The organism is Paracidovorax wautersii (assembly GCF_031453675.1).
Classification (GTDB): Bacteria; Pseudomonadota; Gammaproteobacteria; order Burkholderiales; family Burkholderiaceae_C; genus Paracidovorax.
Genome location: NZ_JAVIZX010000001.1, coordinates 2,906,725 through 2,931,850 on the forward strand (window position 1 = coordinate 2,906,725; position 25,126 = coordinate 2,931,850).

General features: G+C 71.4%; 24 protein-coding genes and 1 pseudogene. 9 read left to right on the forward strand and 16 right to left on the reverse strand.

All coding sequences use genetic code 11. The annotated features are described in order from the left end of the window. Positions 1-16: 16 nt before the first annotated feature. A complete protein-coding gene (gene pmbA, locus QE399_RS13115) occupies positions 17-1,426 on the forward strand; it encodes a metalloprotease PmbA (RefSeq protein WP_309829224.1) in 1,410 nt (469 codons plus the stop codon). A 174-nt stretch (positions 1,427-1,600) separates the two neighbouring features. Here the strand turns inward: pmbA and QE399_RS13120 are convergent, their stop codons facing one another. Then, a complete protein-coding gene (locus QE399_RS13120; protein ID WP_309829225.1) occupies positions 1,601-3,286 on the reverse strand; it encodes a thiamine pyrophosphate-binding protein in 1,686 nt (561 codons plus the stop codon). A gap of 127 nt (positions 3,287-3,413) precedes the next feature. Then, positions 3,414-4,967, reverse strand: coding sequence for an L-piperidine-6-carboxylate dehydrogenase (amaB, locus tag QE399_RS13125; RefSeq protein ID WP_309829226.1), 1,554 nt, complete (start codon positions 4,965-4,967; stop codon positions 3,414-3,416). Positions 4,968-5,213: 246 nt separating this feature from the next. Between amaB and QE399_RS13130 the strand changes: the two genes are divergently transcribed. Further along, the gene (locus QE399_RS13130; protein WP_309829227.1) at positions 5,214-6,125 is read left to right on the forward strand and encodes a LysR substrate-binding domain-containing protein; all 912 of its coding nucleotides are present in this window, start codon (positions 5,214-5,216) and stop codon (positions 6,123-6,125) included. 42 nt (positions 6,126-6,167) lie between these two features. On the opposite strand, the gene QE399_RS13135 is transcribed toward QE399_RS13130, so the two are convergent. Both QE399_RS13135 and QE399_RS13140 read right to left on the reverse strand, forming a co-directional pair. Then, on the reverse strand, positions 6,168-6,380 hold the full coding sequence (locus tag QE399_RS13135; RefSeq protein WP_309829228.1) for an oxidoreductase-like domain-containing protein: 213 nt from the start codon (positions 6,378-6,380) through the stop codon (positions 6,168-6,170). Positions 6,381-6,390: 10 nt separating this feature from the next. After that, positions 6,391-6,633 (reverse strand): hypothetical protein, encoded by a 243-nt coding sequence (locus tag QE399_RS13140; protein WP_309829229.1) that lies wholly within the window; start codon positions 6,631-6,633, stop codon positions 6,391-6,393. A gap of 251 nt (positions 6,634-6,884) precedes the next feature. Here QE399_RS13140 and ylqF point away from each other — a divergent pair, with 251 nt between their 5' ends. Then, on the forward strand, positions 6,885-7,871 hold the full coding sequence (gene ylqF / locus QE399_RS13145) for a ribosome biogenesis GTPase YlqF (protein ID WP_309829230.1): 987 nt from the start codon (positions 6,885-6,887) through the stop codon (positions 7,869-7,871). Positions 7,872-8,057: 186 nt separating this feature from the next. Here ylqF and QE399_RS13150 read toward each other — a convergent pair whose 3' ends face one another. From QE399_RS13150 to QE399_RS13165, 4 genes are all read right to left on the reverse strand, one after another. Beyond that, complete coding sequence (locus QE399_RS13150) at positions 8,058-10,919, reverse strand: hypothetical protein (RefSeq protein WP_309829231.1); 2,862 nt, start codon at positions 10,917-10,919, stop codon at positions 8,058-8,060. A 105-nt stretch (positions 10,920-11,024) separates the two neighbouring features. After that, positions 11,025-11,276 carry a hypothetical protein gene (locus QE399_RS13155; protein WP_309829232.1) on the reverse strand — a complete coding sequence of 84 codons (252 nt, stop codon included), beginning with the start codon at positions 11,274-11,276 and terminating at the stop codon, positions 11,025-11,027. A 166-nt stretch (positions 11,277-11,442) separates the two neighbouring features. Continuing rightward, positions 11,443-12,678, reverse strand: coding sequence for an MFS transporter (locus QE399_RS13160; RefSeq protein ID WP_309829233.1), 1,236 nt, complete (start codon positions 12,676-12,678; stop codon positions 11,443-11,445). A 71-nt stretch (positions 12,679-12,749) separates the two neighbouring features. Beyond that, complete coding sequence (locus QE399_RS13165; RefSeq protein ID WP_309829234.1) at positions 12,750-13,181, reverse strand: RidA family protein; 432 nt, start codon at positions 13,179-13,181, stop codon at positions 12,750-12,752. A gap of 160 nt (positions 13,182-13,341) precedes the next feature. On the opposite strand from QE399_RS13165, the gene soxR reads away from it, so the two are divergent. Next, the gene (soxR, locus tag QE399_RS13170; RefSeq protein WP_309829235.1) at positions 13,342-13,941 is read left to right on the forward strand and encodes a redox-sensitive transcriptional activator SoxR; all 600 of its coding nucleotides are present in this window, start codon (positions 13,342-13,344) and stop codon (positions 13,939-13,941) included. A 60-nt stretch (positions 13,942-14,001) separates the two neighbouring features. Here the strand turns inward: soxR and QE399_RS13175 are convergent, their stop codons facing one another. Then, a complete protein-coding gene (locus QE399_RS13175; protein ID WP_309829236.1) occupies positions 14,002-14,562 on the reverse strand; it encodes an MgtC/SapB family protein in 561 nt (186 codons plus the stop codon). 230 nt (positions 14,563-14,792) lie between these two features. Then, positions 14,793-15,572: a pseudouridine synthase gene (locus tag QE399_RS13180; RefSeq protein WP_309829237.1), complete on the reverse strand. Its 780-nt coding sequence runs from the start codon at positions 15,570-15,572 to the stop codon at positions 14,793-14,795. A 143-nt stretch (positions 15,573-15,715) separates the two neighbouring features. Here QE399_RS13180 and QE399_RS13185 point away from each other — a divergent pair, with 143 nt between their 5' ends. Next, positions 15,716-16,051, forward strand: a complete 336-nt coding sequence (locus QE399_RS13185) for an ankyrin repeat domain-containing protein (RefSeq protein ID WP_309829238.1) — start codon at positions 15,716-15,718, stop codon at positions 16,049-16,051. 110 nt (positions 16,052-16,161) lie between these two features. Here QE399_RS13185 and QE399_RS13190 read toward each other — a convergent pair whose 3' ends face one another. Continuing rightward, on the reverse strand, positions 16,162-16,455 hold the full coding sequence (locus tag QE399_RS13190; RefSeq protein WP_309829239.1) for a hypothetical protein: 294 nt from the start codon (positions 16,453-16,455) through the stop codon (positions 16,162-16,164). 24 nt (positions 16,456-16,479) lie between these two features. Then, positions 16,480-16,791, reverse strand: a complete 312-nt coding sequence (locus QE399_RS13195) for a hypothetical protein (protein WP_309829240.1) — start codon at positions 16,789-16,791, stop codon at positions 16,480-16,482. Between the two features lie 167 nt (positions 16,792-16,958). On the opposite strand from QE399_RS13195, the gene QE399_RS13200 reads away from it, so the two are divergent. Next, entirely contained in the window at positions 16,959-17,228 is a 270-nt protein-coding gene (locus QE399_RS13200; protein WP_309829241.1) for a hypothetical protein, read from the forward strand. A gap of 67 nt (positions 17,229-17,295) precedes the next feature. Here QE399_RS13200 and QE399_RS13205 read toward each other — a convergent pair whose 3' ends face one another. Continuing rightward, complete coding sequence (locus QE399_RS13205) at positions 17,296-17,583, reverse strand: hypothetical protein (RefSeq protein WP_309829242.1); 288 nt, start codon at positions 17,581-17,583, stop codon at positions 17,296-17,298. Positions 17,584-17,807: 224 nt separating this feature from the next. Between QE399_RS13205 and QE399_RS13210 the strand changes: the two genes are divergently transcribed. The 3 genes from QE399_RS13210 (at position 17,808) to QE399_RS13220 (ending at position 20,682) form a co-directional block, all read left to right on the forward strand. Further along, positions 17,808-18,743, forward strand: a complete 936-nt coding sequence (locus QE399_RS13210; RefSeq protein WP_309829243.1) for a DHH family phosphoesterase — start codon at positions 17,808-17,810, stop codon at positions 18,741-18,743. 163 nt (positions 18,744-18,906) lie between these two features. Further along, the gene (locus tag QE399_RS13215; RefSeq protein WP_309829244.1) at positions 18,907-19,710 is read left to right on the forward strand and encodes a type 1 glutamine amidotransferase domain-containing protein; all 804 of its coding nucleotides are present in this window, start codon (positions 18,907-18,909) and stop codon (positions 19,708-19,710) included. Positions 19,711-19,773: 63 nt separating this feature from the next. Beyond that, positions 19,774-20,682, forward strand: coding sequence for a LysR substrate-binding domain-containing protein (locus tag QE399_RS13220; RefSeq protein ID WP_309829245.1), 909 nt, complete (start codon positions 19,774-19,776; stop codon positions 20,680-20,682). A gap of 24 nt (positions 20,683-20,706) precedes the next feature. On the opposite strand, the gene QE399_RS13225 is transcribed toward QE399_RS13220, so the two are convergent. From QE399_RS13225 to QE399_RS13235, 3 genes and pseudogenes are all read right to left on the reverse strand, one after another. Further along, entirely contained in the window at positions 20,707-21,978 is a 1,272-nt protein-coding gene (locus QE399_RS13225; RefSeq protein ID WP_309829246.1) for a DUF1501 domain-containing protein, read from the reverse strand. Between the two features lie 81 nt (positions 21,979-22,059). Then, positions 22,060-23,710 (reverse strand): annotated as a pseudogene (locus QE399_RS13230) (DUF1800 domain-containing protein). Between the two features lie 131 nt (positions 23,711-23,841). Continuing rightward, positions 23,842-25,044 carry an MFS transporter gene (locus QE399_RS13235; RefSeq protein WP_405044111.1) on the reverse strand — a complete coding sequence of 401 codons (1,203 nt, stop codon included), beginning with the start codon at positions 25,042-25,044 and terminating at the stop codon, positions 23,842-23,844. Positions 25,045-25,126 lie beyond the last annotated feature (82 nt).

Consider the following 25,126-nt stretch of genomic DNA (forward strand, 5'->3'; position numbering starts at 1 on the left):
TATCATAGCTGCCGATATGAATACACCCGCCTCCCGCGCCGCTGGCGCCGTCTCTTCGCAGGCCGACAGCGGCTTCAGCTACACCCGTCCCTTCTTCGCAGACCTGGTCGATCGGGCCCTGGCCCATGCCAAGAAACTGGGTGCGACCGACGCCGGGGCCGAGGCGTCCGAAGGCTGCGGCCTGTCGGTGAGCGTGCGCAAGGGCGAGCTGGAGACGGTGGAGCGCAACCGCGACAAGTCGCTGGGCGTGACGGTCTACATCGGCAACCGCCGCGGCAATGCCAGCACCTCGGACTTTTCCGACCAGGCCATCGAACGCACCGTGCAAGCGGCCTACGACATCGCCCGCTTCACGGCCGAAGACCCCGTGGCCGGCCTGCCCGATGCGGCCGACATCGCGCCCGAGGACACGCACCGCGAGCTGGACCTGTTCCATCCCTGGGCGCTGACCAGCGAAGAGGCGGCCCGCCTGGCGCTGGAATGCGAAGCCGCTGCGCTGCAGACGCACAAGCGCATCACCAACAGCGAAGGCGCGGGCGTGTCGGCCCAGCAGAGCCATTTCTTCAGCGCGCACACGCGGGGTTTCCGCGGCGGCTATGCCAGCTCGCGCCACAGCATGTCGGTGGCGCCCATCGCCTCGCTGCCCGGCCGGAATGCCGAGATGCAGCGCGACGCCTGGTACAGCTCCATGCGCGACGCCTCCGAGCTGGCTGCGCCGGAGCGCATCGGCCGCTACGCCGCCCAGCGCGCCCTGGCCCGCCTGGGCAGCCGCAAGATACCGACCACGCAGTGCCCCGTGCTGTTCGAGTCGCCGCTGGCCGCGGGCCTGCTGGGCGCCTTCGTGCAGGCGGTGAGCGGCGGCTCGCTCTACCGCAAGAGCAGCTTTCTGCTGGACTCGCTGGGCAAGACCGTGTTCCCCAAGCACATCGACCTGCTGGAAGACCCCTTCGTGCTGCGCGGCAAGGGCAGCTCGCCGTTCGACGAAGAAGGCGTGCGCGTGGCTGCGCGCCGCGTGGTCGATGCCGGGCGGGTGGAGGGCTACTTCCTGTCGAGCTACTCGGCGCGCAAGCTGGGCATGAAGACCACCGGCAACGCCGGCGGCTCGCACAACCTGGTGCTGAGCTCGCGCCGCACCCGCGCCGGCGACGACCTGGACGCCATGCTGCGCAAGCTGGGCACGGGCCTGTTCGTGGTCGAGCTGATGGGCCAGGGCGTGAACTACGTGACGGGTGACTACTCGCGCGGCGCCAGCGGTTTCTGGGTGGAGAACGGCGAGATCGCCTTCCCGGTGCACGAGATCACCATCGCGGGCAATCTGAAGGACATGTTCAAGGGCATCGAGGCCGTGGGTGCCGACGCCTACAACTACGGCGCCAAGACGGTCGGCTCCATCCTGGTCAACCGGATGAAGGTGGCGGGGAGCTGAGGCACCCCGCGGCCGAACCCGGGCTGGAGGCCCCGGCCGGCAACCGGACAGAGAAAGACAAAGGGCTCCCATCGGGAGCCCTTTTTCATGTTTTGCTACATGATTGATAGCTGCTTGCGCTTATCCAGCAAGCGCAAGAGGCCGATTGGGCCTTGAATGGGCTCCGCGCGGCCGTCAGCGCTGCTTCGCCAGCGCCGCATCGCGGATGCCGTCCAGCGTGCCCGTGGGCGTGATGGCCTGGGCGTCCAGCAGGCAGTGCAGTACCGCAGGCAGGCCGCTGGCACGGGCGCGGGCCAGGGCGGGGGCGAAGTCTTCCGTGCGCTCCACGCGCTCGCCGTGCCCGCCGAAAGCCACGGCGTAGGCCTTGAAGTCGGGGTTCTTCAGCATCGTGGCGCTGACGCGGCCGGGGTACTCGCGCTCCTGGTGCATGCGGATGGTGCCGTACATGGCGTTGTCCAGCAGCACCACGAGGATGGGCAGGCCGTACTGCACGGCGGTGGCGAACTCCTGGCCGTGCATCAGAAAGTCGCCGTCGCCCGCAAACACGACGACCTCGCGCTGGGGCCACAGGCGCTTGCCGCCCACGCCCGCCGGCAGGCCGTAGCCCATGGAGCCGCTGGTGGGCGCCAACTGGCTGGCGTAGGTGGTGAAGGGCCAGAAGCGGTGGATCCAGGTGGCGAAGTTGCCGGCGCCGTTGCAGAAGATGGTGTCGGCGGGCAGCACCTCCTTCAGGTGCTGCATCACCGCGCCCATCTGCAGCGTGCCGGGAATGCGGATGGGGGCCGGGTCGCTCCAGGCGAGGTATTCGGCGTGCGCCGCGGCCGTGTGTTCGGCCCAGCGCACCGGCGCCGTGGGCCGCACGCCCGCCAGCGCGGCGGTAAAGGCCTGCGGCGTGGCGTGGATGGCCTGGGCGGGGCGGTACAGGCGGCCCAGCTCGTCGGCATCGGCATGCACATGCACCAGTCGCTGCTGCGGCACGGGAATGTCGAACAGCTCGAAGCCCTGCGACGGAATCTCCGACAGCCGCCCGCCCACGACGAGCACCAGGTCGCTCGCGCGGATGCGCGCCAGCAGCTTGGGGTTCACGCCCAGGCCCAGGTCGCCGCCGTAGTGGGGGTGGGTGTGCGGGAACAGCATCTGCCGGCGGAACGAGCAGTACACGGGCAGGCTCCAGGCCTGGGCGAAGGCGACGAAGTCCTGCACGGCGCGCTCGGACCAGCGGCTGCCGCCCAGGATGGCGACCGGGCGTTCGGCCTGCGAAAGGCGCTCGGCCAGTTCCTGCAGCGCGGCCGCGCCGGGGTGCGTCTCGGGCACGGTGTAGGGCAGGGCGTCGGCCACCTGCACGGCGTCGGTCAGCATGTCTTCCGGCAGCGCGATCACCACGGGGCCGGGGCGGCCGGACGTGGCGACGTGGAAGGCCCGCGAGACCAGCTCGGGCACGCGGCGTGCGTCGTCGATCTGCACCACCCACTTGGCCATGGTGCCGAAGACGGCGGGGTAGTCCAGCTCCTGGAAGGCCTCGCGGCCCAGCGCGCCGCGCGCCACCTGGCCCACGAAGACGATGAGCGGCGTGGAGTCCTGGTGCGCGATGTGGATGCCGGCAGACGCATTCGTGACGCCCGGCCCGCGCGTCACGAAGCAGATGCCGGGGCGCCCGGTGAGCTTGCCCTGCGCCTCGGCCATCATGGCCGCGCCGCCTTCCTGGCGGCAGACGGTGACGCCGAGCTGCGCGTCATGCAGCGCGTCCAGCACGGCCAGATAGCTTTCGCCGGGTACGCAGAAGAGCTGCTGCACGCCGTGCAGGATGAGCTGGTCGACGAGGATCTGGCCGCCGGTGCGGGAGGTAAGGGCTGGGTTCATGGGGTCGCCGGAAAGGATGTCAGGAAGAACAAGAGCGAATGCGGGGCTTGGCCGCCGTGAAGGCGGCGCGGCCCCCGGCCGCAGGGCTTGCGGGGGTGGCCCCTCGGGTGGCCTGGGGTGGCGCGGCTCACACGTCGAACTGCACGCCCTGCGCCAGCGGCAGCGCTCGGGAGTAGTTGATGGTGTTGGTGGCGCGGCGCATGTAGGCCTTCCAGCTGTCGGAGCCGGCCTCGCGGCCGCCGCCGGTTTCCTTCTCGCCACCAAAGGCACCCCCGATCTCCGCGCCGCTGGGGCCGATGTTCACGTTGGCGATGCCGCAGTCCGAACCGCTCGCCGACAGGAAGCGCTCGGCTTCGCGCAGGTCGAGCGTGAAGATCGACGACGACAGGCCCGCGCCCACGGCGTTGTTCCAGGCGATGGCGTCATCCAGCGCTTCGTAGCGCACCACGTACAGGATGGGCGCGAAGGTCTCGCGCAGTGCCGGGCCGGTGTGGGCGGGCAGTTCCACCAGGGCGGGGCGCACGTAGAAGGCCTGGTCACCGCCGATGCCTGCGATGCGTTCGCCGCCGTGCACGGTGGCGCCGGCGCGGCGCGCCTCGTGCAGGGCCTGCTGCATGGCCTCGAAGGCCGCGCCGTCGATCAGCGGGCCCACCAGGGTGCCGGCCGCGCGCGGATCGCCCACCTGCACGCCCGCATAGACCTTGGCTAGGCGCGGCACCAGCGCGTCGTAGATGCTGGCGTGCACGAACAGCCGGCGCAGTGTGGTGCAGCGCTGCCCGGCCGTGCCCATGGCCGCGAAGGCGATGCCGCGCAGGGCCAGGTCCAGGTCGGCGGACGGGGCCACGATGGCGGCGTTGTTGCCGCCCAGCTCCAGGATGGCGCGGGCGAAGCGCGCGGCCAGCTGCGGCGCCACGGCGCGGCCCATGGTGGTGGAGCCGGTGGCGGACACCACGGGCACGCGGTGGTCCTGCACCAGTGCCTCGCCCACCGCGCGCTGGCCGATCAGCAGCTGCAGCAGGCCATCGGGGGCGCCACCGCCGTCGGCATTGAAGCGGGTGAGGGCGCGCTGCGCGATGGCGTGGGTGGCCAGAGCGGTCAGCGGTGTCTTCTCGGAAGGTTTCCACACCACGGCGTTGCCGCACACCAGGGCCAGCGCAGCGTTCCACGACCACACGGCCACGGGGAAGTTGAAGGCCGAGATCACGCCGCACACGCCCAGCGGGTGCCAGGTTTCCATCATGCGGTGGCCGGGGCGCTCGGTGGCGATCGTCAGGCCGTAGAGCTGGCGCGACAGGCCCACGGCGAAGTCGCAGATGTCGATCATCTCCTGCACCTCGCCCAGCCCTTCGGACGGGATCTTGCCGGCCTCCAGCGTGACCAGGCGGCCCAGGTCGTCCTTGGCGGCACGCAGCTCCTCGCCCAGCAGCCGCACGAACTCGCCCCGGCGCGGTGCCGGCACATCGCGCCATTGCAGGAAGGCGGCGTGCGCCTGGCCGATGGCGTCCGAGGTGCCCGGCACGGTGTGCTGATGCACCTGGGCCACGGTGTCGCCTGTCAGGGGTGAGCGCACGGGCAGGTCGCCGCCTTCCCAGGCGGTGCGCGGCACGCCCAGGCGGTCGAGCAGCGCGTGGACTTCTGCTGCAGCGGAGGGGAGTGCGGTGGGGGCGGAGGATGGGGTCATGGGCAAGGAGGTCAACGGTTCGACCGGGAGCGCGGGGGCAGGCGCTGCCGGCGGGAAGAAGCGGAAGGGGCGCGCGGCGGTGGCGCGCCCAGGCGTGGCCGCACTATCGCCCAGCGGTGTGCGGATGCATAGCAAAAAAAGGGAACGAGTTGTTGCGCTGCGGGAATGAAGTGGCATGATGCCGCCCGAGTGGAAGGGGAAGGTGTCCCGCTACTTCATTCTCCAGTCGCATGAAACACTTGCCCCATGTTCCGTAAACGCTTTCTGCCCCCGGTGGCCGATCTGATGGCCTTCGAGGCCGCTGCCCGCCATGCCAGCATCTCGCGCGCCGCGGAGGAACTGCATCTCACCCAGAGCGCCGTCTCGCGCCAGATCCGGCAGCTGGAAGCCCAGCTCGGCCAGGCGCTGTTCGCGCGGGTGCGCCAGCGCGTACTGCTCACCGATGCCGGTCGCCTGTACGCCGCCGACGTGCGCGCCGTGCTGCAGCAGCTGTCGGCCGCCACGCAGAAAGCCATGGCCCTGGCCGATGGCGGCGGCTTGCTCCACCTGGCCGTGCTGCCCACCCTGGGCGCGCGCTGGCTGGTGCCGCGCCTGCCCGATTTCGCGGCGCGCCACCCGGAGGTGACGGTCAACCTCTCGGCCCGGACCGAGCCGTTCGACTTCGGGCAGGAGCCCTTCGACGCCGCCATCCACTACGGCGCGCCGCACTGGGCCGGAGCGGTGTGCGACTTCCTCATGCCCGAAGAGGTGGTGCCCGTCTGCAGCCCGGGGCTGCTGGCGCGCCATGCCGTCGCCGCGCCCGCCGGTGTGGCGGGCCTGACCCTGTTGCACCAGACGACGCGCCCCACGCTGTGGGCCGACTGGTTCGAACAGGCCGGCGTGGCGGCGCCGCAGGCGCTGCGCGGCCCGCGCTTCGAGCAGTTCGCGATGATTGCGCAGGCGGCGGCTTCCGGCTTGGGCGCTGCGCTGCTGCCGCGCTTCCTGGTGCAGGAGGAACTGGCGTCGCGCACGCTGGTGGAGTTGCCGGGCGGCGCGCTCACCGGCAGCGACGCCTATTACCTGGCCGTGCCTTTGGCCCGGGCCGAGGCACCGGTGGTGCGGGCGTTCCGCGACTGGATGCGGCAGGCGATTCCGGTCCCGCCGGCGGGCCAGGGGTAGGAGGGGCGGGCGGAGGCCCCGCCGCAGCCAGGGCCTGCGCGGTCAGGCGGCGGCGAGCGCTTCCTGCGCGTCCTCGCACCACCAGTGGGCGGCGGCATAGAAACCTTCCCAGACGCAGCCATTGCAGCCGCGGCCGCAGCAGCTGGTGGGAAACGGCGGCGGCGGGCGCAGTGCCACGCCGCGGGCGCTGGCGGCGGACTGCAGGGCAGCGAACGCGCGGGCAGCGTCGTCCGCGCTGGCCAGGGGCGGGGTCATGGCAAGGGAATTACGGGCGCGGCTGGCCGCTGGCGCGCGCACGCAGCCAGCCCCAGCGGCCAATGAAGGCCACGCCCAGCACCAGCGCAAACCAGCCCACCAGGTAGACCTGTCCCATCAGATCGCGCACCGACAGCGACTTGGCGTAGTACGGCGCGAGCAGGATCACGATACCGATGATCGTGCAGGTGACGCCCTTGAACAGCAGTTCGGAGTGTTCCTTGTGGCGGCGGGCGGGGGACGGAGAGGGCATGGCTTGGGCAGGTCGAATGGAGCGGGGCGCGGAGGCATTATGGCAACCCTGAACAGGTCCCCACGATGCGGCGCGCGCTGCCTGGGGGATCGGCTGCAAGCGCCAACCGCAGCCATAACCGTGCCCACGGCGAGGATTCGTAGCGCGGCAGATCGTCTCCGGCGGCGATGCGCAGCGCGCGATGGACTGGTTCAGCGTTGCCTTATCCTTGGCGCCCTGATTCCCCACCCCCCGAGCGAAAGATCTTCTCCATGGCCATCCAGTGGTTTCCCGGTCACATGCACAGCACGCGCAAGGCGATCGGCGAGCGCATCAAGGACATCGACGTGGTGATCGAGCTGCTGGACGCCCGCCTGCCGGGCTCCAGCCGCAACCCGCTGCTGGCCGAGCTGACGGGGCATAAGCCGTCGGTGAAGGTGCTCAACAAGCAGGATGTGGCCGACCCCGCGCGCACGCCGCTGTGGCTGGACTGGTACAACGCGCAGGAGGGCATCCGCGCCATCGGCCTGGATGCCTCCGAGCCCGCCCCGGCGCGCCGCCTCATCGACGCCTGCCATGCGCTCGCGCCGCAGCGCGGCGGCATGGCCAAGCCCATGCGGGTGCTGATCTGCGGCATTCCCAACGTGGGCAAGTCCACGCTCATCAACACGCTCAGCAAGAAGAGCCAGGCCAAGACGGGCGACGAGGCCGGCATCACCAAGCTGGAGCAGCGCATCACCCTGGCCGACGACTTCTATCTGTGGGACACGCCCGGCATGCTGTGGCCGCGCATCACCATCCCGCAAAGCGGCTACAAGCTGGCCGCCAGCGGGGCCGTGGGCAAGAACGCCTACGACGAGGAAGAGGTGGCGCTGGAACTGCTGGCCTACCTCAAGCAGCCCTACGCGCCGCTGCTGGAGGCCCGCTACAAGCTGGGGCTGAGCCCGGCGGCCATCGACGCCTTGCGGGAGGAAGAGCTGCTGGAGGCCATCGCCCGCAAGCGCGGGGCGGTGATGTCCGGCGGGCGCGTCAACCTGCAGAAGGCCGCCGAGCTGGTGATGACCGACCTGCGCAGCGCCGTCCTGGGCCGCATCACGCTGGAGACGCCGGCCGAGTTCGAGGCGTGGTGCACCGAGTCCGAGGCACTGGAGGCCGAACGCTCGGCCAAGAAGGCCGCCCGCGAGGCGCGCAAGGGCGGGCGCAAGCGGAGCGGTGCACCGGCGGGCGGCGCGGATTCGGAGGCCGGCGAAGAGTCTTGATGAAAAACGGCTCCAGCGCCCGTCCTGACTTCGCAGTCAGCTATTGAATTGATAGTTGGTCTGGTGTGGTGGCCCCGCGGCCTGTGCGCCGGGCTCTGGGCTCTGGGCTCTGGGCTCTGGGCTCTGCGCACGGCGGGCGTTGGCCGGGCGTTGAGCCCTTCCCTTCCATCACCCAGCGCCGCGCGTTCACCAGCGGATCGGTGCGTCCTCGCCGTGCCAGAAGATCAGCCGCCAGGCCTCGGCAAAGCGCGAGGTGCCGGCGGCGAACGGATCCAGCCCCGGCCCCTTGCGCAGCAGCACCAGGTAGCCGCCGCGGCTGCCCGCCACCAGCGTGCGCCCGTCGCGCGCCATGTCGAGGCCGCACAGTGCGCCGCCGCCGACAGGGTGGCGCCACAGTCCGGGGCCGGAGGCGGGGCGGTCCTGCAGATCGGCCCGCAACCCTCCGTTTCCGTCGCCACGCACCACCAGGCCTTGGGCGGTGGCTGTGGGCGCATCGCCCGCTGCCGGCCACGCAAGGCCGGCGGGCGCAGCCCCGTCAGCAGGCGGCACGCGCTGAACGCCTGTGGCATCCGTGCGGTAGAGGTGGCCGCTGCGGGTGCGCAGCAGCGCGGATTGGCCGTCGTCGCTGGGCAGGATCTGCGTAGGCCCAGCGGCGGCGGTCGCTGCGCCGTCCTCTTCCCCTGCGTTCGGCCCATCGTCCGAGAGGGCTTCCGCGGGCATCGGCAGGCGGGCCAGCACGGGGCCGTCCCAGCCCTCGCGCATGGTCAGGACGCCGTCACCGGCGTCTATGGCGAAGCAGGTGCGTGATGCCGACCGGCCCACGCTGCGCACACCGTCCAGCGGCTGCACCTGCAGCCCGTCCGCGCTGGCACGCAGCCACTGCGCAGCCTGGTCCTGGGCGGGGGCGATGCGCGCCACGATGGTGCCGCCGTCCAGCAGAAACACCGGGCCCACCGCCCGCCCCGCGGCGGCGGCGTGGCCGGCAAAGGCCTCGGGGGCGAAGGCGAACCGGTGGTGCAGGCGCGCGGCCAGGTCCGCATCGGCATGGCGGCTGACCACGCGCGCCAGCTGCAGCACGGTGTCGGCGCGGTGGCGGCGGGCGTCCTCCGGCCAGGGCGGCAACGCACCACCGCCGCTGCCCGGCGCGGCGGCCTCGGACTCGGACTCGGACTCTGCGGCTAGGCGGGCACGCACCTGCGCTACGAAGGCCCGGCCATCGGCCTGCCAGGCGTCGGACGCGGCCAGCAGCGCGGTGGGGAGGACCGCGTCGTCTGGCAGGTGCGGGGCGAAGGGCGGTGTGCGGAGCAGCTGTACCTCGGCGGCGATGCGGCGGGCCTCGGCGTCGCGCGCTGCGGGCTGGGCGCTGGTCTGCTCCAGGCGCTGCGCGATCCCGGCAAACAGCCGCAGCAGCCGCGCCGTGTGGTCCACGGCATGCAGCGGCAGGGGCACGCGCTCGTCGCCCTGCCGCTGGGCATAGGTGATGCGCAGGGCCGGGCGGCCTGCGCCATCGCGTTCGATGTCGATCTGGTAGCTGGCCAGCGTGTCGTCATCCGCGTCGCCCGGGCCCGGGGGGCCGTTCTCCCAGCTGAGCTTGAGCGCACGCCCCCAGCGCCTGCCGTGGCGCACGCAGGGCTGGCGCGCACCGACCCACAGATCGCCCTCCCACCAGCCGTTGCGCTCGCTGTCCCACCAGTCGTCGTACTGCGCGGTGAAGACGGGCCGCAGCGTCAGCGCCTCGGCGCGTGCCGGTGTCAGTTCGGCCAGCAGGCGCTGGTGCAGCGGGTGCCCGGCGCGGCGCTGGCCTTCGGCCTTGCGCCAGTAGTCGACCACGCCCTGCCAGGCCAGCGCGCAGGCCTGCAAGGCTTCGGTGGGTGCCGCCGCCTGCGGTCCGGCGAGCGGCTGCCAGGCACCGGGGCGGCCATCGGCGCCGTAGGCGCGGAACAGCTGGGCGAATCCGGGCGCCAGGGCTGGCGCCGTGCGGCGCCAGGGCGCGGCGGCCAGACGGCGCACGCCCGCCGCCGCGGCCCCCAGCAGGCTGCGCGCCTCGGGGGCGGGCACGTCGGAGAACCAGAAATCCCAGGCCTTCCACTCGGTGAGAAAGAGCCCGTCGTGGTAGGTGTCGCCATCCTCGTCCTGGTGGCGGCGCGTGAGCAGGAAGTCGGTCTGCCCGAACCAGCCCTGGGCCTTGTGCCGGGTCTTGTCGGGCAGGGCGGCGCGCAGCAGCTGGTGCAGCTGCGCCAGCGTGGGCGCGGGGCCTGGGCAGAGGGCGGCATCCATCGGGAGTTGCGCCTCGGGGTCCCCTCGCAGCACCGGCTCGCCGGCCTGCAGTGCGGCGCGCAGGCGGGGCAGATCGACCAATGCGCTGACGCTGTCGGGCGCCGGCGCCATGGGCTGCAGAAGCCCAGGCACCAGCCGCAGTGCCAGGGCTTCATGGGCCAGCGCGGCGTGGCGTGGGTCTTGCCGGGCGGCATCCAGGCACAGGCCGATGTGCTTCTCCCCTGGAAGCTGCACGCGCACGCCAGACGTGAACACGGCCACGGCGGCTTTTAAGGTGCCGTGCACGGCCAGGGCGGCGGGCGGCGCGTGCGCTGCAGCGTTTGCATCGACAGACGCGTCCTCTGGGCCGTCCCCGCACCACAGGAGGCCGGCCACCTGCAGGCGGCCCTCCACCTCGACGGCGGCATCGCCCGAGAGCAAAGCGTGACCGCACGACAGGTCGCCGCGTACGTACAGCGCACAGCCGGCGGGTGTGCTGGGAGCGATGAGCGCGCCTGCGACGCGCAGCGCGCCCTGTACCAGCAGCAGACACGGTGCGGCCGGCGCGTCGGCGCCTCCCGCGGGCAGGGAGTCAGCCAAGCCGGCCAGCGGCGCCTGCAGATCGAGCGACGCCAACTCCAGATCTCCGTGCACCTGCAATACCCACGCATGGTCGTGCCCGACGGCGGATGCCTCGGCGCGTGCCATCAGGGCCTGCGACAGCGCATGGCCAGCCGGAAAGGCCGCGGCGGCTTCGTACAGGGGAATAAGCGTGGCGTGGGACAGGGGCATGGCAGGCGCGAGGGGGCTTCGGCATCCTAGCCCAGTGCCAGTGGCCGCAGACCCAAAGAAAAGGGCCCCGAGGGGCCCTGCGCGGTCAGCAAAGAAGCGGCGCCGTCAGGCCGCCGGGTCGCTCTCGGCGGGGGCGGTGTCCTCTCCTTGCACGCGGATCTTGCCCTCGTTCACATACAGCTCGAACTGGTCGCGTGGAATGGCGGTCAGACCGGCGGCATCGTTGTCGGCCGTCCAGCTCAGGGTCACGCTGTCGGGCGCGTGTTCCAGCTCCACCGGGCCTTGCGGAATGGCGATCGGCATGCCGTCGCCTTCGCGGTACGTCACGTGTCCGTGGATGGTGGCGTGTTGGGTCATGGGTGGGTCCTCCTTGGAGTCAATGGCGCCTGCGGGGTGCAGGGCGTCGCGGACTCCATTACAGGGCAAGGGGCAGCCTCGGCCCTGTCAGAAATCACGCCCGTTTCGGTTGGAAACAAATGGAGGGCAAAAACGGCTGCAGCGCCCGTGGATGGTGCGCAAGCTGCTATGTATTTTGCGCTTCCGGACGGCGCGCCAGCCGCGCGTCGTGAACCATGGCCAGGCCGTTCAGCAAGGCCACGCCGGCGCCCGCCACGCAGGTCGCACCCCAGCCGCCGTGCTGCCACGCCCACGAGCCCAGCGCGGAGCCGCCGGCCGCGCCCGCGAAGTAGGTCGTCATGTAGACGGCATTCAGGCGCGAGCGTGCCTCGGGCGCCAGCTGGTAGATCACGTTCTGGTTGCTGATGTGCACGCCCTGTAGGGCCAGATCGATCAGCAGCATGCCCAGCAAGAACGCCACCAGGCTGCCGCCGCCCAGCCACAGCAGCGCCCAGCTGCCCAGCACCAGCAGCACGGACACGCGGGTGGTGAGCTGCTCCAGGCCGCGGTCCGCCAGGCGCCCGGCGGCGTTGGCCATGAGCGCACCCGCCACGCCGGCCAGGCCCACCAGCCCGATGTGCACGTCGCTCAGGCGGTGCGCGGGCCCGGCCAGCATCAGGGCCATGGTGGAGAACAGCACGCTCACCGAGCCGAACGAGAGCCCGCCCAACAGCGCACGGCTGCGCAGGCGCGGATGGCGCCGCGCCAGCGTGCCCAGCGAACGCAGCACCTGCGCGTAGCTGGGGGCCTGCGGGTTGCGCAGGGCGGGCAGCGCAAACCACAGCGCCACCGCCACGGCGAGCATGGCCACGCCGGCGACGCGGTACACCAGATTCCAGCCGCCCAGTCCCGACAGCAGGCCCGCCACGCTGCGCGCCGCGAGGATGCCGGTGAGCAGCCCGCTCATCACCAGCCCTACGGCCTGGCCGCTGCGCCCCGGCGCGGCCAGCGCCGCGGCCATGGGCACCAGCACCTGCGCCGCCACGGAGAACAGGCCCGTCATGAGCGTGCCCAGGGCGAGCATCGCGAACCCCTGCGCGAAGCCGCTGAGGAACAGGCCGACGGCCGCCAGCACGATGAGCGCCACGATCAGCCGGCGGCGCTCCAGCTTGTCGCCCAGCGGCACCAGCAGGAGCAGGCCCAGCGCATACGACACCTGGGCCAGCGTGACGGTGAGCGCGGCCGTCGCCTCGCTGACACGCAACTGCATGGCGATCGAGTGCAGTAGGGGCTGGTTGTAGTAGTTGGAGCCCGCGCACAGGCCGCAGGCGGCGGCCATCAGCAGCAGCACGGGGGTGGACAGGCCTGCGGCGGCCGCGGGGGCAGGAGAGGAGGAGGGAGCAGAGGACAAACGGGACGGCATGGGGAGCGGTGGGCGCGGGAACGTGGTCGGACCCATGGGAAGGAAAAGATGGGCGTGAGCGGATCCCGGCGTCAGGGGGCGGCCAGCACGGCGGTGGCGTCGATCTCGAACAGCATGCCATCGAGTGCGAGCCGGGGCACGGGAATCAGGGTGCAGGCGGGCAAGGGCGCATCCGCCCACAGCGCCTTGAGGGCCTGTCCGAACACGCCCAGCCGCTCCTCCGTGTGGTCCACGATCAGCACGGTCAGCTTGGCTACGTCGCCAGGCCGGGCACCGGCTGCGGCGAGCGCGGTCTGCAGGTTGGTCAGCGCCTGCCGTACCTGCGCGGCGAAACCGGTGGCCAGCACGCCGTGCGCGTCTTCGCCGCCCTGGCCCGCGATGTAGACGGTGCGCACCGGCCCCTGGGCGATGGCGACGTGCGAATAGCCGTTGGGCTGCGGGTCGTACAGGCCGGCGGGGTTGTTGAAGGAGAGTGCAGACTGGGTGGATGAGGACTGGGGCATGGAAGAAATCCTTGGCAAGTGAAGGGCGCCATTCGCATGGCAGGAGGGCAGTGTCAGACCTCAACTAAACTTGAGGTCAAGCCTGTTCCGGCCCTCACTGCCAGCGCTGTTGTGCGCTGTCGGCGTTCCGCTTCCGCGTTTTTTTGATTCCTTGCCGCGCATGCCTGCTCCCCACACCTCTACCGCTGCCGATCCGTCCCCTGCCGCCGCCAGCGCGCCTGCCGAACTGACCGTGGGCGAGGTGGCCGCGCGCAGCGGCCTGGCCGTGTCGGCGCTGCATTTCTACGAGTCGAAGGGGCTCATCGCCGCGGTGCGCAATGCCGGCAACCAGCGCCGCTATCCGCGCTCCATCCTGCGCCGGGTGGCAGTGATCAAGGTGGCGCAGCGCATGGGCGTGCCGCTGGCGGGGATCGCGCAGGCGCTGCAGGCCCTGCCCCAGGGGCGCACGCCGACGGCGGCCGACTGGCGCCGCATGTCGGCGCGATGGAAGGACGACCTGGAGGAGCGCATCCGCATCCTGGAGCAGCTGCGCGATCAGCTCGATGGCTGCATCGGCTGTGGCTGCCTGTCGCTGAAGGACTGCCCGCTGCGCAACGCCCAGGACAAGCTGGCCGAGTCGGGACCGGGACCGCATTTCGAAGAAGCAGCGGCCGGTGCGGTGGCCACGGCGGCGCCCGAGCCGCAGGCTGCGCAGCGGCCGGAATGGATCTGGCCCCAGCCACGCATCAAGGCGCCGCGCAAGCGTGCCGGCAAAGGCTAACTGCTGGGTTGTGCTCCCCGGACCCGGGCGCTGAACCAGGAGGCCCGCCGCCGTGCGGCGTCAGTACGGCGCTTCGTCGTCCGACCGGTCGCGGGAGCGGTCGGGCGTGGACGGCACCGTCTGCGCACGCCGCGCCGCCGGCCGGTCGAACAGCGTCTGCACCAGGGGCACGGCCCAGAAGATCACCAGGGCCAGTCCGGTAGCCAGCACGGCCGTGGTCTCCAGCCCCAGCCCGGCGGCTACGCCGATGGCCGCCGTGAGCCAGATGCCGGCGGCCGTGGTCAGGCCCTTGACCTGGTTTTCGGCATCGCCTTTCAGGATGGTGCCTGCACCGAGGAAGCCTACGCCCGCGATGATGCCCTGCAGTACGCGGCTGTTGTCGCCGGCCGAGATGCCGGCCTGCTGCGCCGCCAGCACGAACATCGCCGCTCCCATGCTCACCAGCATGTGGGTGCGCACGCCGGCCGCCTTGCCCTTGTGCTCGCGCTCCAGGCCCAGCAGGCCGCCCAGCAGCGCAGCAATCGCCAGCCGCAGCACGATGCGGGTGAACTGCTCCAGGTCGGGCACGTCGGAGAACTCCGCCGACACCGTGCCGGCCATGCTGTCCCACCACGCGCTCATGGCACGGCCCTCCAGGCCAGTGCGGCGCGGCGCTTGAGGAGGATATCGATGTGGTGGGCCATGGTCGTCAATGTGTGGGGCAAGCGGAGATGCGCCGCGTCGGAGCGAGCCAAGCCTGTGCCAACAGGCAGACGTGCTGCGCGCGATGCGCCACTGTGACGCTGCCGATGCTGGCCGGACAGCGCCGCGCGGCGCGACCGGAAGTAGGCTGCGTCCGACAGATGCGGGGATCAGGCCATCCAGGGCAGTGTGGCCCACAGCCCGTGCCAGGCCAACAGATCCGCGGGCTGCGCCGCGTCACCGGCGGGGTGCGGACCGAGGCTAAGGCCTGTTTCTTGGAGCCCGGGCAACTGAAGCCCGCTGACCAGTTCCAATCGTTCGCCGCTCACCGGGTGCGGCAGGCTCAGGTGCCAGGCATGCAGCCACAGCCGCTGCTGGCCCAGGCGCTCCGCCCACCACCGGTTGAGCGGCCCTTTGCCATGGGTGGCGTCGCCCAGGATGGGATGGGCGATGTGCTTGAGGTGCCTGCGGATCTGGTGCCGGCGGCCGGTGGTGGGCAAGGCCTCCACCAGCGAGGCGCGGGTGGTGGCAAAGCGCGGGTCGGCACTGGCGCCGACCTCCGCCCGCGCCAGCCGGCGCAGCGTGGTGTGCGCATCCTGCACGGGCGCGTCGGGCGGCGCATCGTCCGGGCGCAGGGGGTGGTCCACCTCGGCGCTCTCCGGCGCCCAGCCGCGCACCAGGGCCAGGTAGCGCTTGCGCACGCTGTGCTGCTCGAACGCCAGCGACAGCGCCCGCGCAGCGGCCGGATGCAGCGCCATCACCAGTACGCCGCAGGTGCCCTTGTCCAGCCGGTGCACCGGGTAGACATGCTGCCCGATCTGATCGCGCAAGGTCTGCATGACGAACCGCGTCTCCCCTGCGTCGAGCCCGGTGCGGTGGACCAGCCAGCCTGCGGGTTTGTACACGGCGACAAGGTGGTCGTCGCGCCAGAGAATGTGCAGTGGGGGCATGGAAGACACGGGCAGAAGCGGATGCGCGCAAGAGGCGGGCCGCAGCATAACCGCAAGGGATGGCTTGGCGATCGCATCGCGCCAAACGGTGCTGCATGCCGATCCGTTGGCCAGCAACCCCGCAAGGAAAGGAGGGGACGCCGATGTCGGCAGGCGACTGGAAGGACCTATACGCTGCGGCGCAGACCGGCGATCTGGCGCGGGTACGCCACCACATCCAGGAAGGGGTGAATCCCGATTACCAGCACCCCGAGGTGCTCTGCACGCCGCTGGTGGCCAGCCTGGTGCACGGCCATGGTGCGGTGGCGCGCTACCTGCTGGAGCACGGGGCCAGTCCCACCCTGCGGTCCGACTTCGACGACATGACGCCGCTGCAGGCCGCGCAGCGGTTCGGCCGCGAGGACATCGTGGCGCTGCTGAAGGCGCGCGGAGCCGCCGAAGAGCGCCGCCCTTTCTGGTGGCGCTGGCTGCCGCTCTAACAACGTGTTCACGATCACCCGGGGGCCACGCAGCGGCGCGATTGCGTTGCGGCGTGGGCCGGCGGCGAAGCACCGATGCAGCCGTGACGCGGGCCGCAGGCCGCCAGCATTCAGCGCCCCGGCGTGATCTGGATCGTGCCCAGTCCCAGCGGGCTGGCGTTGGCTCTTCGCCGCGGCAGCCACCAGTGCACCCAGCCGCCGCGCAGCCACGCCGCCAGATACAGCAGGGCACAGGCGAACAGCGCAGGCTGGTCAAGATTCCATGTGCCGTACAGCCAGAAAGGCTGCCCGGCCAGGCCTGCCACGCAGGCCCAGCGCCGTAGCGTGTCGGTGCGCGCCTGCGACAGGGCAGCCGCCACGGCGCCGCACAGCAGGCCTGCCGCGAAGAACGGGTCGAAGCCCATGGGTTGCAGCCTTCCTGCCCGCGCTCAGTGGACGATGCGCACATCGAAGTAGGCGCCCTCGGCATCGCCCAGGTCGCGGAAGCCGGCCTGGCGCGCCGCCGTGCTGGCCTTGTTCCACTGCCGCAGCAGTTCGAGGTGCTCGGCCGTCACCTCGTCCGGGGCGGCGTCTTCGAGGCTTCCGATGGCGCGCAGTGCCATGACGACGTCGCCGGGCCCGCGGAAGACGCGCTCCAGTTCGCGGGCATAGCGGCTCTCGGCCTCGATGCGGCTGCGCTCGGGCAATGCATGCGGGAAGTCGCGCAGCGCGACGGTGTAGGTGGCTTCCAAGGTTTCCATGGCGGGCTCCTGTGCAGGTTCGAAGACTATTGATACTGTGTAAATATACAGTCATTTCACCACTTCCTACAAGCGGGAACGCCCCTGGACGGCGGGGTGCACGGCCGCAGGTTCCTAGGCTGGACCTTCTGATTTTTTGGCGACCCCCTGATTGAAAGGACCGACCCATGACCGTTTCCGCCCGCGAATCCCTGAAAGAATTGATCGACTATGACGACGCGCGCGCCAGCGCCCCCTTCGAACACACGACGGCAGCATTGGCCGGACTGGGGCTGGTCGTTTGTGCCATGCGGTCGCGCACACGCTGCGGTGCCGTGCTGCAGGCCGTGCTGGGCGGGGTGCTGTTGATGCGTGCGGCTTCGGGTCAGGGTGGGGTGCGCAAGTGGACGCATGCGCCTGATGCCGATCGTGGGCCGGAACTGATCGTTCCCCGGTGAGTTTGTGAGGATCGCCCCTGCTGACCGGCGGGGCGCCTCGATGCGCCGGCGGGCGGCGTGACAGCCCTCAGGCCAGCTGGCGCTTGTCCGCGAACATCTGCCGGCGCAGTTCGATCACCTGCCGTGCCACCTGCGCACGCAGCGTGGCGCGTCCCAGGCCGGTGATCGCAACCACCTGGGCGGGCTGCAGCGGCGCCTCGGGCAGGTGGGCCTCCACCATGCCGGCGGCGCGCAGCACGCGCACCTTGTCGATGTCGGCCTCGTCCGTGATGGCCAAGGGAAAGTGTTCGCTGTTTGCCAGATTCCGCAGGAATTCCATGGGCATCGCCGTCTCCCAGCGTCGTTGGAAGTCCATTGTGTTCTGCAGGTCGCTGCCGGGCAACAAAGGCCCTGCCGGGGACTGGGAGGTCTGGGGGGCAGCGGTACCGGGCGCGGGTTTCATGCAGAAGAGAAGGGCGGAAGGCGGGGGAAGGAGCAGCGGAAGCCGCATGCACAGCGACCGGCATCATCGCCTGCGCCTGGCGCTATGCATGTAGGAGCAAGGCCCTTTGTGCGTGCCGGTGCCCGACAATCGGTGCCATGATCACGATTCCTGCAAAAACCCGGCTGCCGCTGCAACTGCTGGTGGCGCCCAGCGCCCAAGATCCCCAGCCGCTCATCCTCTACCACGGCCGCTGCGCCGACGGCTTCGGTGCGGCGCTGGCCGCCTGGCGCTTCTATGGCGGGCAGGCCGAATGCATCGGCCTGTCGCACGGACAGGTGCAGTCCCTGGACGACTTGCCTCCGCTGGACGGGCGCGCCGTCTACATCCTCGACTTCTCGTTTGCGCCGCAGCTGCTTTCGGCCATCGACGAGCGCGCCGCCAAGCTCATCATGCTCGACCACCACAAAAGCGCGGCCGAGCAGCTGGCCGGCTTTGCCTGCCGCTGCGGCGTGGTGCACTTCGACATGGACAAGTCCGGTGCCCGGCTGGCGTGGGAGTTCTTCCATCCCGATGCGCCCATGCCCGACCTGGTGCGCTTCATCGAGGACCGGGATCTGTGGAACTGGGCCTATCCGCAGACGGCGGGCTATGTGGCCGCGCTGGACATGGAGCCCTTCGACTTCGACCGCTGGGATGCGATCGCCCGGTTCACGCCCGAGCAGACGCAGGCCTTCGTCGCGCGGGGCGAGGCCATGGACGAGAAGTTCCGCCACCTGGCGGCGGACGTGGCCGGCGGCGCGCAGCCGTTGGTGTTCGACGGCGAGCAGGGCCTGATGGTCAACGCCCCGGGCGCCTTCCACAGCCTGGTCGGCGAGATGCTGTCCCAGCAGTCCGGCACCTTCGCGCTGATGTGGGCGGTGGGCAAGGATGGCAAGGTCAAGATCGGCCTGCGCTCGCAGCGCGGCTACGACTGCTCGGTGCTGGCCACCCGCATGGGCGGCGGCGGCCATGCGCAGGCGTGCGGATTCCGCATGGGTGCAGAGCGGCTGCCCGAGCTGCTGGGCGGCGTTTTCGCTTCCACGCCCGGCTAGCTGCAGCCCTGCCATGCGGATGGCGCATGGCGTGCGTTGCGGCCAGCGCATCGCTACCCCGGTCGAGCGCCTTTCCAATCGGTGACAGCAGCGCGGCCTCCGGAGCGTGCGCCATGGGGGCGCCATGCAGCGGCCGTGCACTGCCTCACGCAAAGAGATGCCCATGCCACCCATCCATCGCCGCGCGGCCGTCCAGGCCGCTGCCATGGCCCTCGCAGCCGTTGCGGTCCCGACCCTGGCAGCGGCTGCCGGTCCATCGTCCGGCAAACCGCCAGGCCGTGAAGCCAGCGGCCAGAAGGTGCTGATCGTGGTGTCCAGCCACGACCGCAAGGGGCCGGACCTGGTGGCCGGGTTCTGGTTCCCGGAGCTCACCCACCCCGCACAGGTATTCGCAGAAGCCGGCCTGGCCTATGACATCGCCAGCCCCCGGGGCGGCATGCCCCCGTTCGACGGCTTCGACCTCCGCGACGAGGGCAATCGCTGGTTCTGGATCCAGCCGGAGCAGCGCGACAAGCTGGCCCGCAGCCTGCCGCTGGCGCAGGTGGATGCCTCCCAGTACGCGGCCGTGGTGCTGGTCGGCGGACACGGGCCGATGTGGGACTTTGCGCGCAACCGGGAACTGCAGGCCATCGTGCGCTCCGTCTATGAACGGGGCGGGGTGGTGGGCGCCGTATGCCACGGGCCGGCGGGCCTGCTCGATCTGAAGCTGTCCGACGGTCGTGCATTCCTGGCGGGCCGGCGGCTGACGGCCTTCACCCATGCCGAGGAGGTGTCGCGCCAGTACGACCGCCTGGTGCCCTTTGTGCTGGAGTCTGCCCTGAAGGACGATGGTGCCGTGTTCGAGCACGCCGGTGTTTTCGAAAGCCGCGTGGTGGTGGACGGCCGGCTGGTCACGGGCCAGAACCCCGCTTCGGCCCGGCCTTTCGGCGAGGCGGTCGCAGCGCTGCTGGCCCGACCGGCCCGGTAGCATCCGGGGATCTGGCAGCGGCGCGCCGCCGCTCGGCGTCCTCCTGCTTTCGGCACACCGCAAATGACTGATCTTCCTCTCTCCGCCCTGCGGGCCTACCAGGCGCTGGCGCGCTGCGGCAGCTTCACGGCGGCGGCGCGGGACCTGGGCTGCGCACAGTCCGCCGTGAGCCGGCAGATCGCGACGCTCGAGGCGCACCTCCAGCAGACGCTGGTCCTGCGCGGCCACCGCCGCGTGCAGCTGACGCAGGCCGGCATGCTCTACCTGGAGACGGTGCAGCGCGTGCTCGCCGAACTGGAGCAGGGTGCGCAGCGCCTGTCGCGGCCAGACGCCAGGCCGGTGGTCAAGATCCTGTCCATGCCTTCGTTCGCGGCGCGGTGGCTGCTGCCGCGTTGCACGGGCCTGCGGGAGGCGCGTATCGAGGTGCAGCTCGAACTCGCCACGTCGATCTGGGACGCCGACTTCCACCGGGAGCGGTTTGACCTCGCGGTCCATTACGGCGACGGTGCCTGGCCGGGCGCCCAACTGCTGATGCATGACAGCCTGGTGCCCGTCGCGGCGCCCGGGCTCGTCGGCGCGGGTGGGCTGCAGCGCATCGATGACCTGGCCCGTTTCTGTTGGTTGCACGACAGCCTGCGCAGCAGCAAGTGGCCGCAGTGGCTGGCCGCGCACGGCGTGGAGCGCCTCGCGGGCGAGCGAGACATGAAGCTGCAGGACGCCGAAACCACGCTTTCCGCCGCCGTGTCGGGGTTGGGCATTGCGATGGGCCATGCCGTGCTGGTGGAAAACGATCTGCGCGAAGGGCGGCTGGTGCGGGCCTGGCCCGCGCAGGTGCCGCTCGCGGCCGGCTACCACCTGCTGCAGTCCCGGCGGGCCGCGGGCAACGCCACGGCGCGTGCGCTGGCGGCCTGGCTGCTGGCCGAGGCAGAAGCCTTTCGCCAGGCGGAGGATCCGGCGCGCCCGGCACCGTGATGGGGCGTCGCCCGGCGGCGGCAGTCAGGCCAGCCGGAGGTCCTTCGGCTTGGCCCCCGGGAATACGCGCGAGAGCGCTGCGCCGTTGAGCCCATACATCCGTGCAAAGAGCCCGCCCAGCACGCCGCGGTAGTCGTTGAGCACCGGGTAGTCGCGGTTCTGGAACAGCGTGTTCGCGGTCAGCGCCTGCTGCTCCCCGGCGATGCGCCCGCCCGCGATGGCGCCGCCCAGCACCCACAGCACGCTGCCGTGGCCGTGGTCCGTGCCGCGGTTGCCGTTCTCACGGAAGGTGCGGCCGAACTCGCTGACCACCACCACCGTCGTGCGGTCCCAGGCCGGGCCCATCTCGTCGGCGAAGGCGGCCAGGCCGCGGCCCAGCTCCTCGAAGCGGTTGGCGAGCGCTCCCGTGGCGTTGCCCTGGCCCACGTGCGTGTCCCAGCCGCCCACATCGACGAAGCCCAGGTTGTAGCGCGACTGCATGAGGCGCGCCATGCGCCGTGCCGTCCCCTCGAAGCCTTTGGTGCTGAGGGCGTTGCGGCTGGCCGCATCCATCTCGCCCTGCATGGTGCGCGCGACCTCATCGCGCGTCTGGAAGCCCTCAGCCACGGGGCCGGCCAGCGGCGTGCCCTGGTACATGGAGGCGATCAGCCCGGCCTGCCGCTCGTCGATGCCCGGCTTGGCCGCACCGGCGGCGGCCAGCGCCGTGTTGGGCACGTCGTATCCGCCGCGCAGCACCAGGGGCAAGGTGTCGGTGAAAGCCATGGGCGCGAGGTGGTCGTGCCAGCGCGGCTGCGCGCCGAGTTCCAGCGCCAGCCGGTTCAGGAAGCCCGAGCGGTAGTCTCGCCGCCCCCCCACCGGCTGGCCCAGTTCGATGCTGTCCTGCGTGTCGAAGTGGCTGCGGGTGAGGTCGTCCGTGCCCGAAAACGGCACGAACGCCAGCTGCTTCTTCGCGTACAGCGGCTGCAGCGAGCCGGCCAGCGACGGGTGCAGGCCCCAGTCGGCGGTGAGGGGCAGGGCGCTGCCTTCGCCGCTGCCGGGGCGCGCGATGGCGATGTTGGGACGGCTCTCGTAGTAGAAGTCGCTGGCGGTGGGCACCAGCAGGCTGGCGCAGTCGTAGCCGCCGCGCAGGAAGACGAGCAGGAAGCGCGCGTCCGTGGCGCCCTGCGGCGTAGCCGCCAGGCTGGCCTGCAGCACACCGGGCGCGGCCAGGGCGGCGAGCGCCTGCAGGCAGTGGCGGCGCGTGGACGCGAAGCCCGGGTGGGACGGGGAGCGTGAGAGGTCGATGGGGTGGGTCATGGCGGGCCTTTCCTTTCGGTGGGCGGCGACGTAGGCGGGGCCGGCTGCCGAGCAGCGCGGCACCCGCGCACGGCGGCGGCATCAGGCGTACATGAATTCGGGGGATGACAGCAGAAAGGTGTTCCACTCGGCCGGGGAGGCGGCACGCGCCAGGGCCATGCGCGTGGCCGGCGCCAGCTGCGGCTCCAGGGCACGGAAGGCGGCGTTCTGCGCCAGGGCCGGCGGCTGCACGCGGGGCGGTGGCGCGCCCTCGGTGCGGTACAACGCGGCGGGCGCCCGCGCCGCCCAGCGCGCGTGCGGTCTCGAAGCGCACGGCCATCTGGCCCGAGCTGGTCCAGGCGGCTGCATCCAGCGGGTAGCCGTCCGGCGTCGCGCGGCCATAGAGCGGCTCGGCCAGCCGCTGCAGCCACGACAGCGCCGGGTCGGGATTGGCCAGCACGCGGTCGGAATAGCCCAGGCGCAGCCCGGCCATCACGTACTGCACGGGGTCGCGCAGCCGGGTGCCGAGCGACGCCTCGAAGGCCTCGTGGCCGAACAGCGTGCGCAGCACCGCGCCGATGTCGCCATCGGTCTGCTGGAAGCGCTCGGCCAGCGCCTGCAGCAGCGCGGGCGGCGGTGCGTCGCCCACCAGGTACGCGGCCAGCTTGCGGGTGACGAAGCGCGCGGTGGCCGGCGCGCGGGCCAGCCGGTCCAGCGCCTCGTCCAGCTCGGCCATGCCCTGGCCCTGCAGGGGCTGGCCCAAAAGCTCCTTGGCGTTCCAGTCGTGGCGTTGCGGGTGAAATTCATACAGCCCGCGGCGCACGTAGTGGCGCGTCCACTCGGGCTTGAGCTTCGGCGGTGCCTCGTCCAGCGGGCGCAGCGACACGCCATGGCCTGTCAGCACGCGCGCCAGCTCCTGCACGTCGCGCTGGCTGTAGCCGCCGTCCACGCCCAGCGTGTGCAGTTCCATCAATTCGCGCGCGTAGTTCTCGTTGATGCGGCCGGCGGCGTTCTGCGCGTTGTCCAGATAGCGCAGCATGGCCGGGTGGCGCACCGTGGCGCCCAGCAGGTCGCGGAAGCGGCCCAGCGCATGCGGGCGGATGGCGCGGTCCTCGTAGTCGCCCACCATCGCGCGGATGTCGGCCTTGCCGGCGAATACGTTGAAGTGGTTCAGCCAGAACCAGGTCATCTTCTCCTGCAACTGCGCGGGCGAGTACACGGCGCGCAGCACGAAGCGCCGTTCGGCCTCGCGCTGCAGGGTGCGCAGGTCGCGCTGGTACGCCTCCTGCGCCGCCTTGCGCGCCTCTTCCTTCGGTTCGTTCTTCAGGGCCTGCTGGCGCGCCTGCAGGTCGATGGCCAGGGTCTCCATCGGCGTGCGGGTGATGGCCATGGCGTCGATCTGGGCCTGGGCTTCTGGCGGCAAGGGGGCCTGCGGCGCGGGCCGCAGCAGGGCGGCCACCGTGGCCGAGGGGCCGATGCGCTGCAGCCTCTCGAGCGACGCCGCGTTGGCGCCCCAGGTGAGCCGGTCCAGCAGGCGCACGCCCTCGGCGGGAGAGCGGGGCGCATCGCGCAGGCTCTCCGCGGCGAGCGCGCCGGGCGGCGCGGCCAGTGTCAGCCCGGCGGCACCGCACAGGCCGACAGCAGCGGTGGTCAGCCACTGGCGGCGGCCAAGCACCCCGGCGCCTGCGCGGCCGACGGGGCCAGCTGCAGCTGCAGCCGCGGTGCGGACCGCGGCGTTCACGGAAAACAGCATGGTGTTGGAGGAGGAGTGCCTGTTGGGGCGCATGGTGCGCCGCAGCGTCCTCCGCCGCAAGGGCCGTGCGCGGGTTTTACCCGGCCTACACAGATGTATCGCGCTGTAGGGCGGTGCTGCGCCCGCTGCGTTTACCGGCCGCTGTCGCGCTGCACGGCCGGGGACGCCTCTTCGAAGCGGTCCACCTTGCGCAGGGGCTTGAACACCCAGGCCCAGGTGCCCACCACGCCTAGCGTGCACACGCCGCCCAGGATGGCTGCCGGCACCACGCCCAGCCAAGCGGCGCTGGTGCCGGCGCGGAACTCGCCCAGTTCGTTCGACGAACCGATGAACAGCATGTTCACCGCATTCACCCGGCCACGCATGTCGTCAGGGGTGGAGAACTGCACCAGCGCACCGCGGATGTACACGCTCACCATGTCGGCCGCACCCGCCACCATCAGCGCCACGAACGACAGCCAGAACAGCGTGGACAGCGAGAACACCAGGTTGGCCACGCCGAAGATGGCCACCGCGATGAACATGCGACGGCCCACATGCCGGTTGAACGGCCGCGTGCTGAGGTACAGGCCCGTGGCGACCTCGCCGATGGCCATGGCGCTACGCAACGCGCCCAGGCCCTGCGGGCCCACGTGCAGCACCTCGTGCGCATAGATGGGCAGCAGCGCCACCACGCCGCCCAGCAGCACGGCGAACAGGTCCAGCGAGATGGTGCCCAGGATGATGGGCCGCGAGCGGATGAAGTGGATGCCCGCGCCGAAGCGCTGCCACATGGTGCCCAGCGCGGCCGACAGCGGCGCGGCATGCGCCACCGTCACGCGGGCCAGCATGGCCGTGCCCAGCGCGAAGCACGCCAGGCAGACCAGGTAGGTGAGCTCGCCCCCGCCGGCCGCATACAGCAGGCCGCCGAGGAAGGGGCCGCCGATGTTGGCCGAGCGCATGAGCATGCTGTTGGCCGCGATCGCCTGCGCCAGTTGGGCGCGCGGCACGATCTGCGGGAGCAGGCTCTGCAGGGCCGGGCCCGAGAACGCCCGCGTGCAGCCGAACAGCACCAGCACCGCATAGATGCCGTTCACGCCGGCTGCGCCGTGTCCGGACAGCCACCACAGCAGCCCGCTGCATACGGCACCCACGGCCCAGCTGGCCGCCAGGATGGGCTTGCGGCTGAACCGGTCGATCAGGTCTCCGGCCGGCATCAGCAGGCACAGCATGGGCAGGAACTGCGCCAGCCCCACATAGGCCAGCGCCAGCGGCTCGCGCGTCAGGTCATAGACCTGCCAGGCCACCACCACGGCCTGCACCTGGGTGGCGAACACGGCCAGCACGCGGGCCATGAGGAAGGAGACGAAACCGGCGTGGCGGTACACGCTCTCGGGCGCGGGAGGCAGGGGTGGTGTGTCGGTCACGGAGATGGGG

What these genes read in the sequence shown, in the direction of transcription:
- soxR (WP_309829235.1), top strand. Translation starts at nt 13,342, where the DNA reads ATGCCTGCTCCCCACACCTCTACCGCTGCCGATCCGTCCCCTGCCGCC.
- amaB (WP_309829226.1), bottom strand. Translation starts at nt 4,967, where the DNA reads ATGACCCCATCCTCCGCCCCCACCGCACTCCCCTCCGCTGCAGCAGAA.
- QE399_RS13195 (WP_309829240.1), bottom strand. Translation starts at nt 16,791, where the DNA reads ATGGAAACCTTGGAAGCCACCTACACCGTCGCGCTGCGCGACTTCCCG.
- QE399_RS13120 (WP_309829225.1), bottom strand. Translation starts at nt 3,286, where the DNA reads ATGAACCCAGCCCTTACCTCCCGCACCGGCGGCCAGATCCTCGTCGAC.
- QE399_RS13225 (WP_309829246.1), bottom strand. Translation starts at nt 21,978, where the DNA reads ATGACCCACCCCATCGACCTCTCACGCTCCCCGTCCCACCCGGGCTTC.
- QE399_RS13200 (WP_309829241.1), top strand. Translation starts at nt 16,959, where the DNA reads ATGACCGTTTCCGCCCGCGAATCCCTGAAAGAATTGATCGACTATGAC.
- ylqF (WP_309829230.1), top strand. Translation starts at nt 6,885, where the DNA reads ATGGCCATCCAGTGGTTTCCCGGTCACATGCACAGCACGCGCAAGGCG.
- QE399_RS13215 (WP_309829244.1), top strand. Translation starts at nt 18,907, where the DNA reads ATGCCACCCATCCATCGCCGCGCGGCCGTCCAGGCCGCTGCCATGGCC.
- QE399_RS13135 (WP_309829228.1), bottom strand. Translation starts at nt 6,380, where the DNA reads ATGACCCCGCCCCTGGCCAGCGCGGACGACGCTGCCCGCGCGTTCGCT.
- QE399_RS13220 (WP_309829245.1), top strand. Translation starts at nt 19,774, where the DNA reads ATGACTGATCTTCCTCTCTCCGCCCTGCGGGCCTACCAGGCGCTGGCG.
- pmbA (WP_309829224.1), top strand. Translation starts at nt 17, where the DNA reads ATGAATACACCCGCCTCCCGCGCCGCTGGCGCCGTCTCTTCGCAGGCC.
- QE399_RS13185 (WP_309829238.1), top strand. Translation starts at nt 15,716, where the DNA reads ATGTCGGCAGGCGACTGGAAGGACCTATACGCTGCGGCGCAGACCGGC.
- QE399_RS13140 (WP_309829229.1), bottom strand. Translation starts at nt 6,633, where the DNA reads ATGCCCTCTCCGTCCCCCGCCCGCCGCCACAAGGAACACTCCGAACTG.
- QE399_RS13130 (WP_309829227.1), top strand. Translation starts at nt 5,214, where the DNA reads ATGTTCCGTAAACGCTTTCTGCCCCCGGTGGCCGATCTGATGGCCTTC.
- QE399_RS13155 (WP_309829232.1), bottom strand. Translation starts at nt 11,276, where the DNA reads ATGACCCAACACGCCACCATCCACGGACACGTGACGTACCGCGAAGGC.
- QE399_RS13210 (WP_309829243.1), top strand. Translation starts at nt 17,808, where the DNA reads ATGATCACGATTCCTGCAAAAACCCGGCTGCCGCTGCAACTGCTGGTG.
- QE399_RS13160 (WP_309829233.1), bottom strand. Translation starts at nt 12,678, where the DNA reads ATGCCGTCCCGTTTGTCCTCTGCTCCCTCCTCCTCTCCTGCCCCCGCG.
- QE399_RS13175 (WP_309829236.1), bottom strand. Translation starts at nt 14,562, where the DNA reads ATGAGCGCGTGGTGGGACAGCATGGCCGGCACGGTGTCGGCGGAGTTC.
- QE399_RS13180 (WP_309829237.1), bottom strand. Translation starts at nt 15,572, where the DNA reads ATGCCCCCACTGCACATTCTCTGGCGCGACGACCACCTTGTCGCCGTG.
- QE399_RS13190 (WP_309829239.1), bottom strand. Translation starts at nt 16,455, where the DNA reads ATGGGCTTCGACCCGTTCTTCGCGGCAGGCCTGCTGTGCGGCGCCGTG.
- QE399_RS13150 (WP_309829231.1), bottom strand. Translation starts at nt 10,919, where the DNA reads ATGCCCCTGTCCCACGCCACGCTTATTCCCCTGTACGAAGCCGCCGCG.
- QE399_RS13235 (WP_405044111.1), bottom strand. Translation starts at nt 25,044, where the DNA reads ATGGCCCGCGTGCTGGCCGTGTTCGCCACCCAGGTGCAGGCCGTGGTG.
- QE399_RS13205 (WP_309829242.1), bottom strand. Translation starts at nt 17,583, where the DNA reads ATGGACTTCCAACGACGCTGGGAGACGGCGATGCCCATGGAATTCCTG.
- QE399_RS13165 (WP_309829234.1), bottom strand. Translation starts at nt 13,181, where the DNA reads ATGCCCCAGTCCTCATCCACCCAGTCTGCACTCTCCTTCAACAACCCC.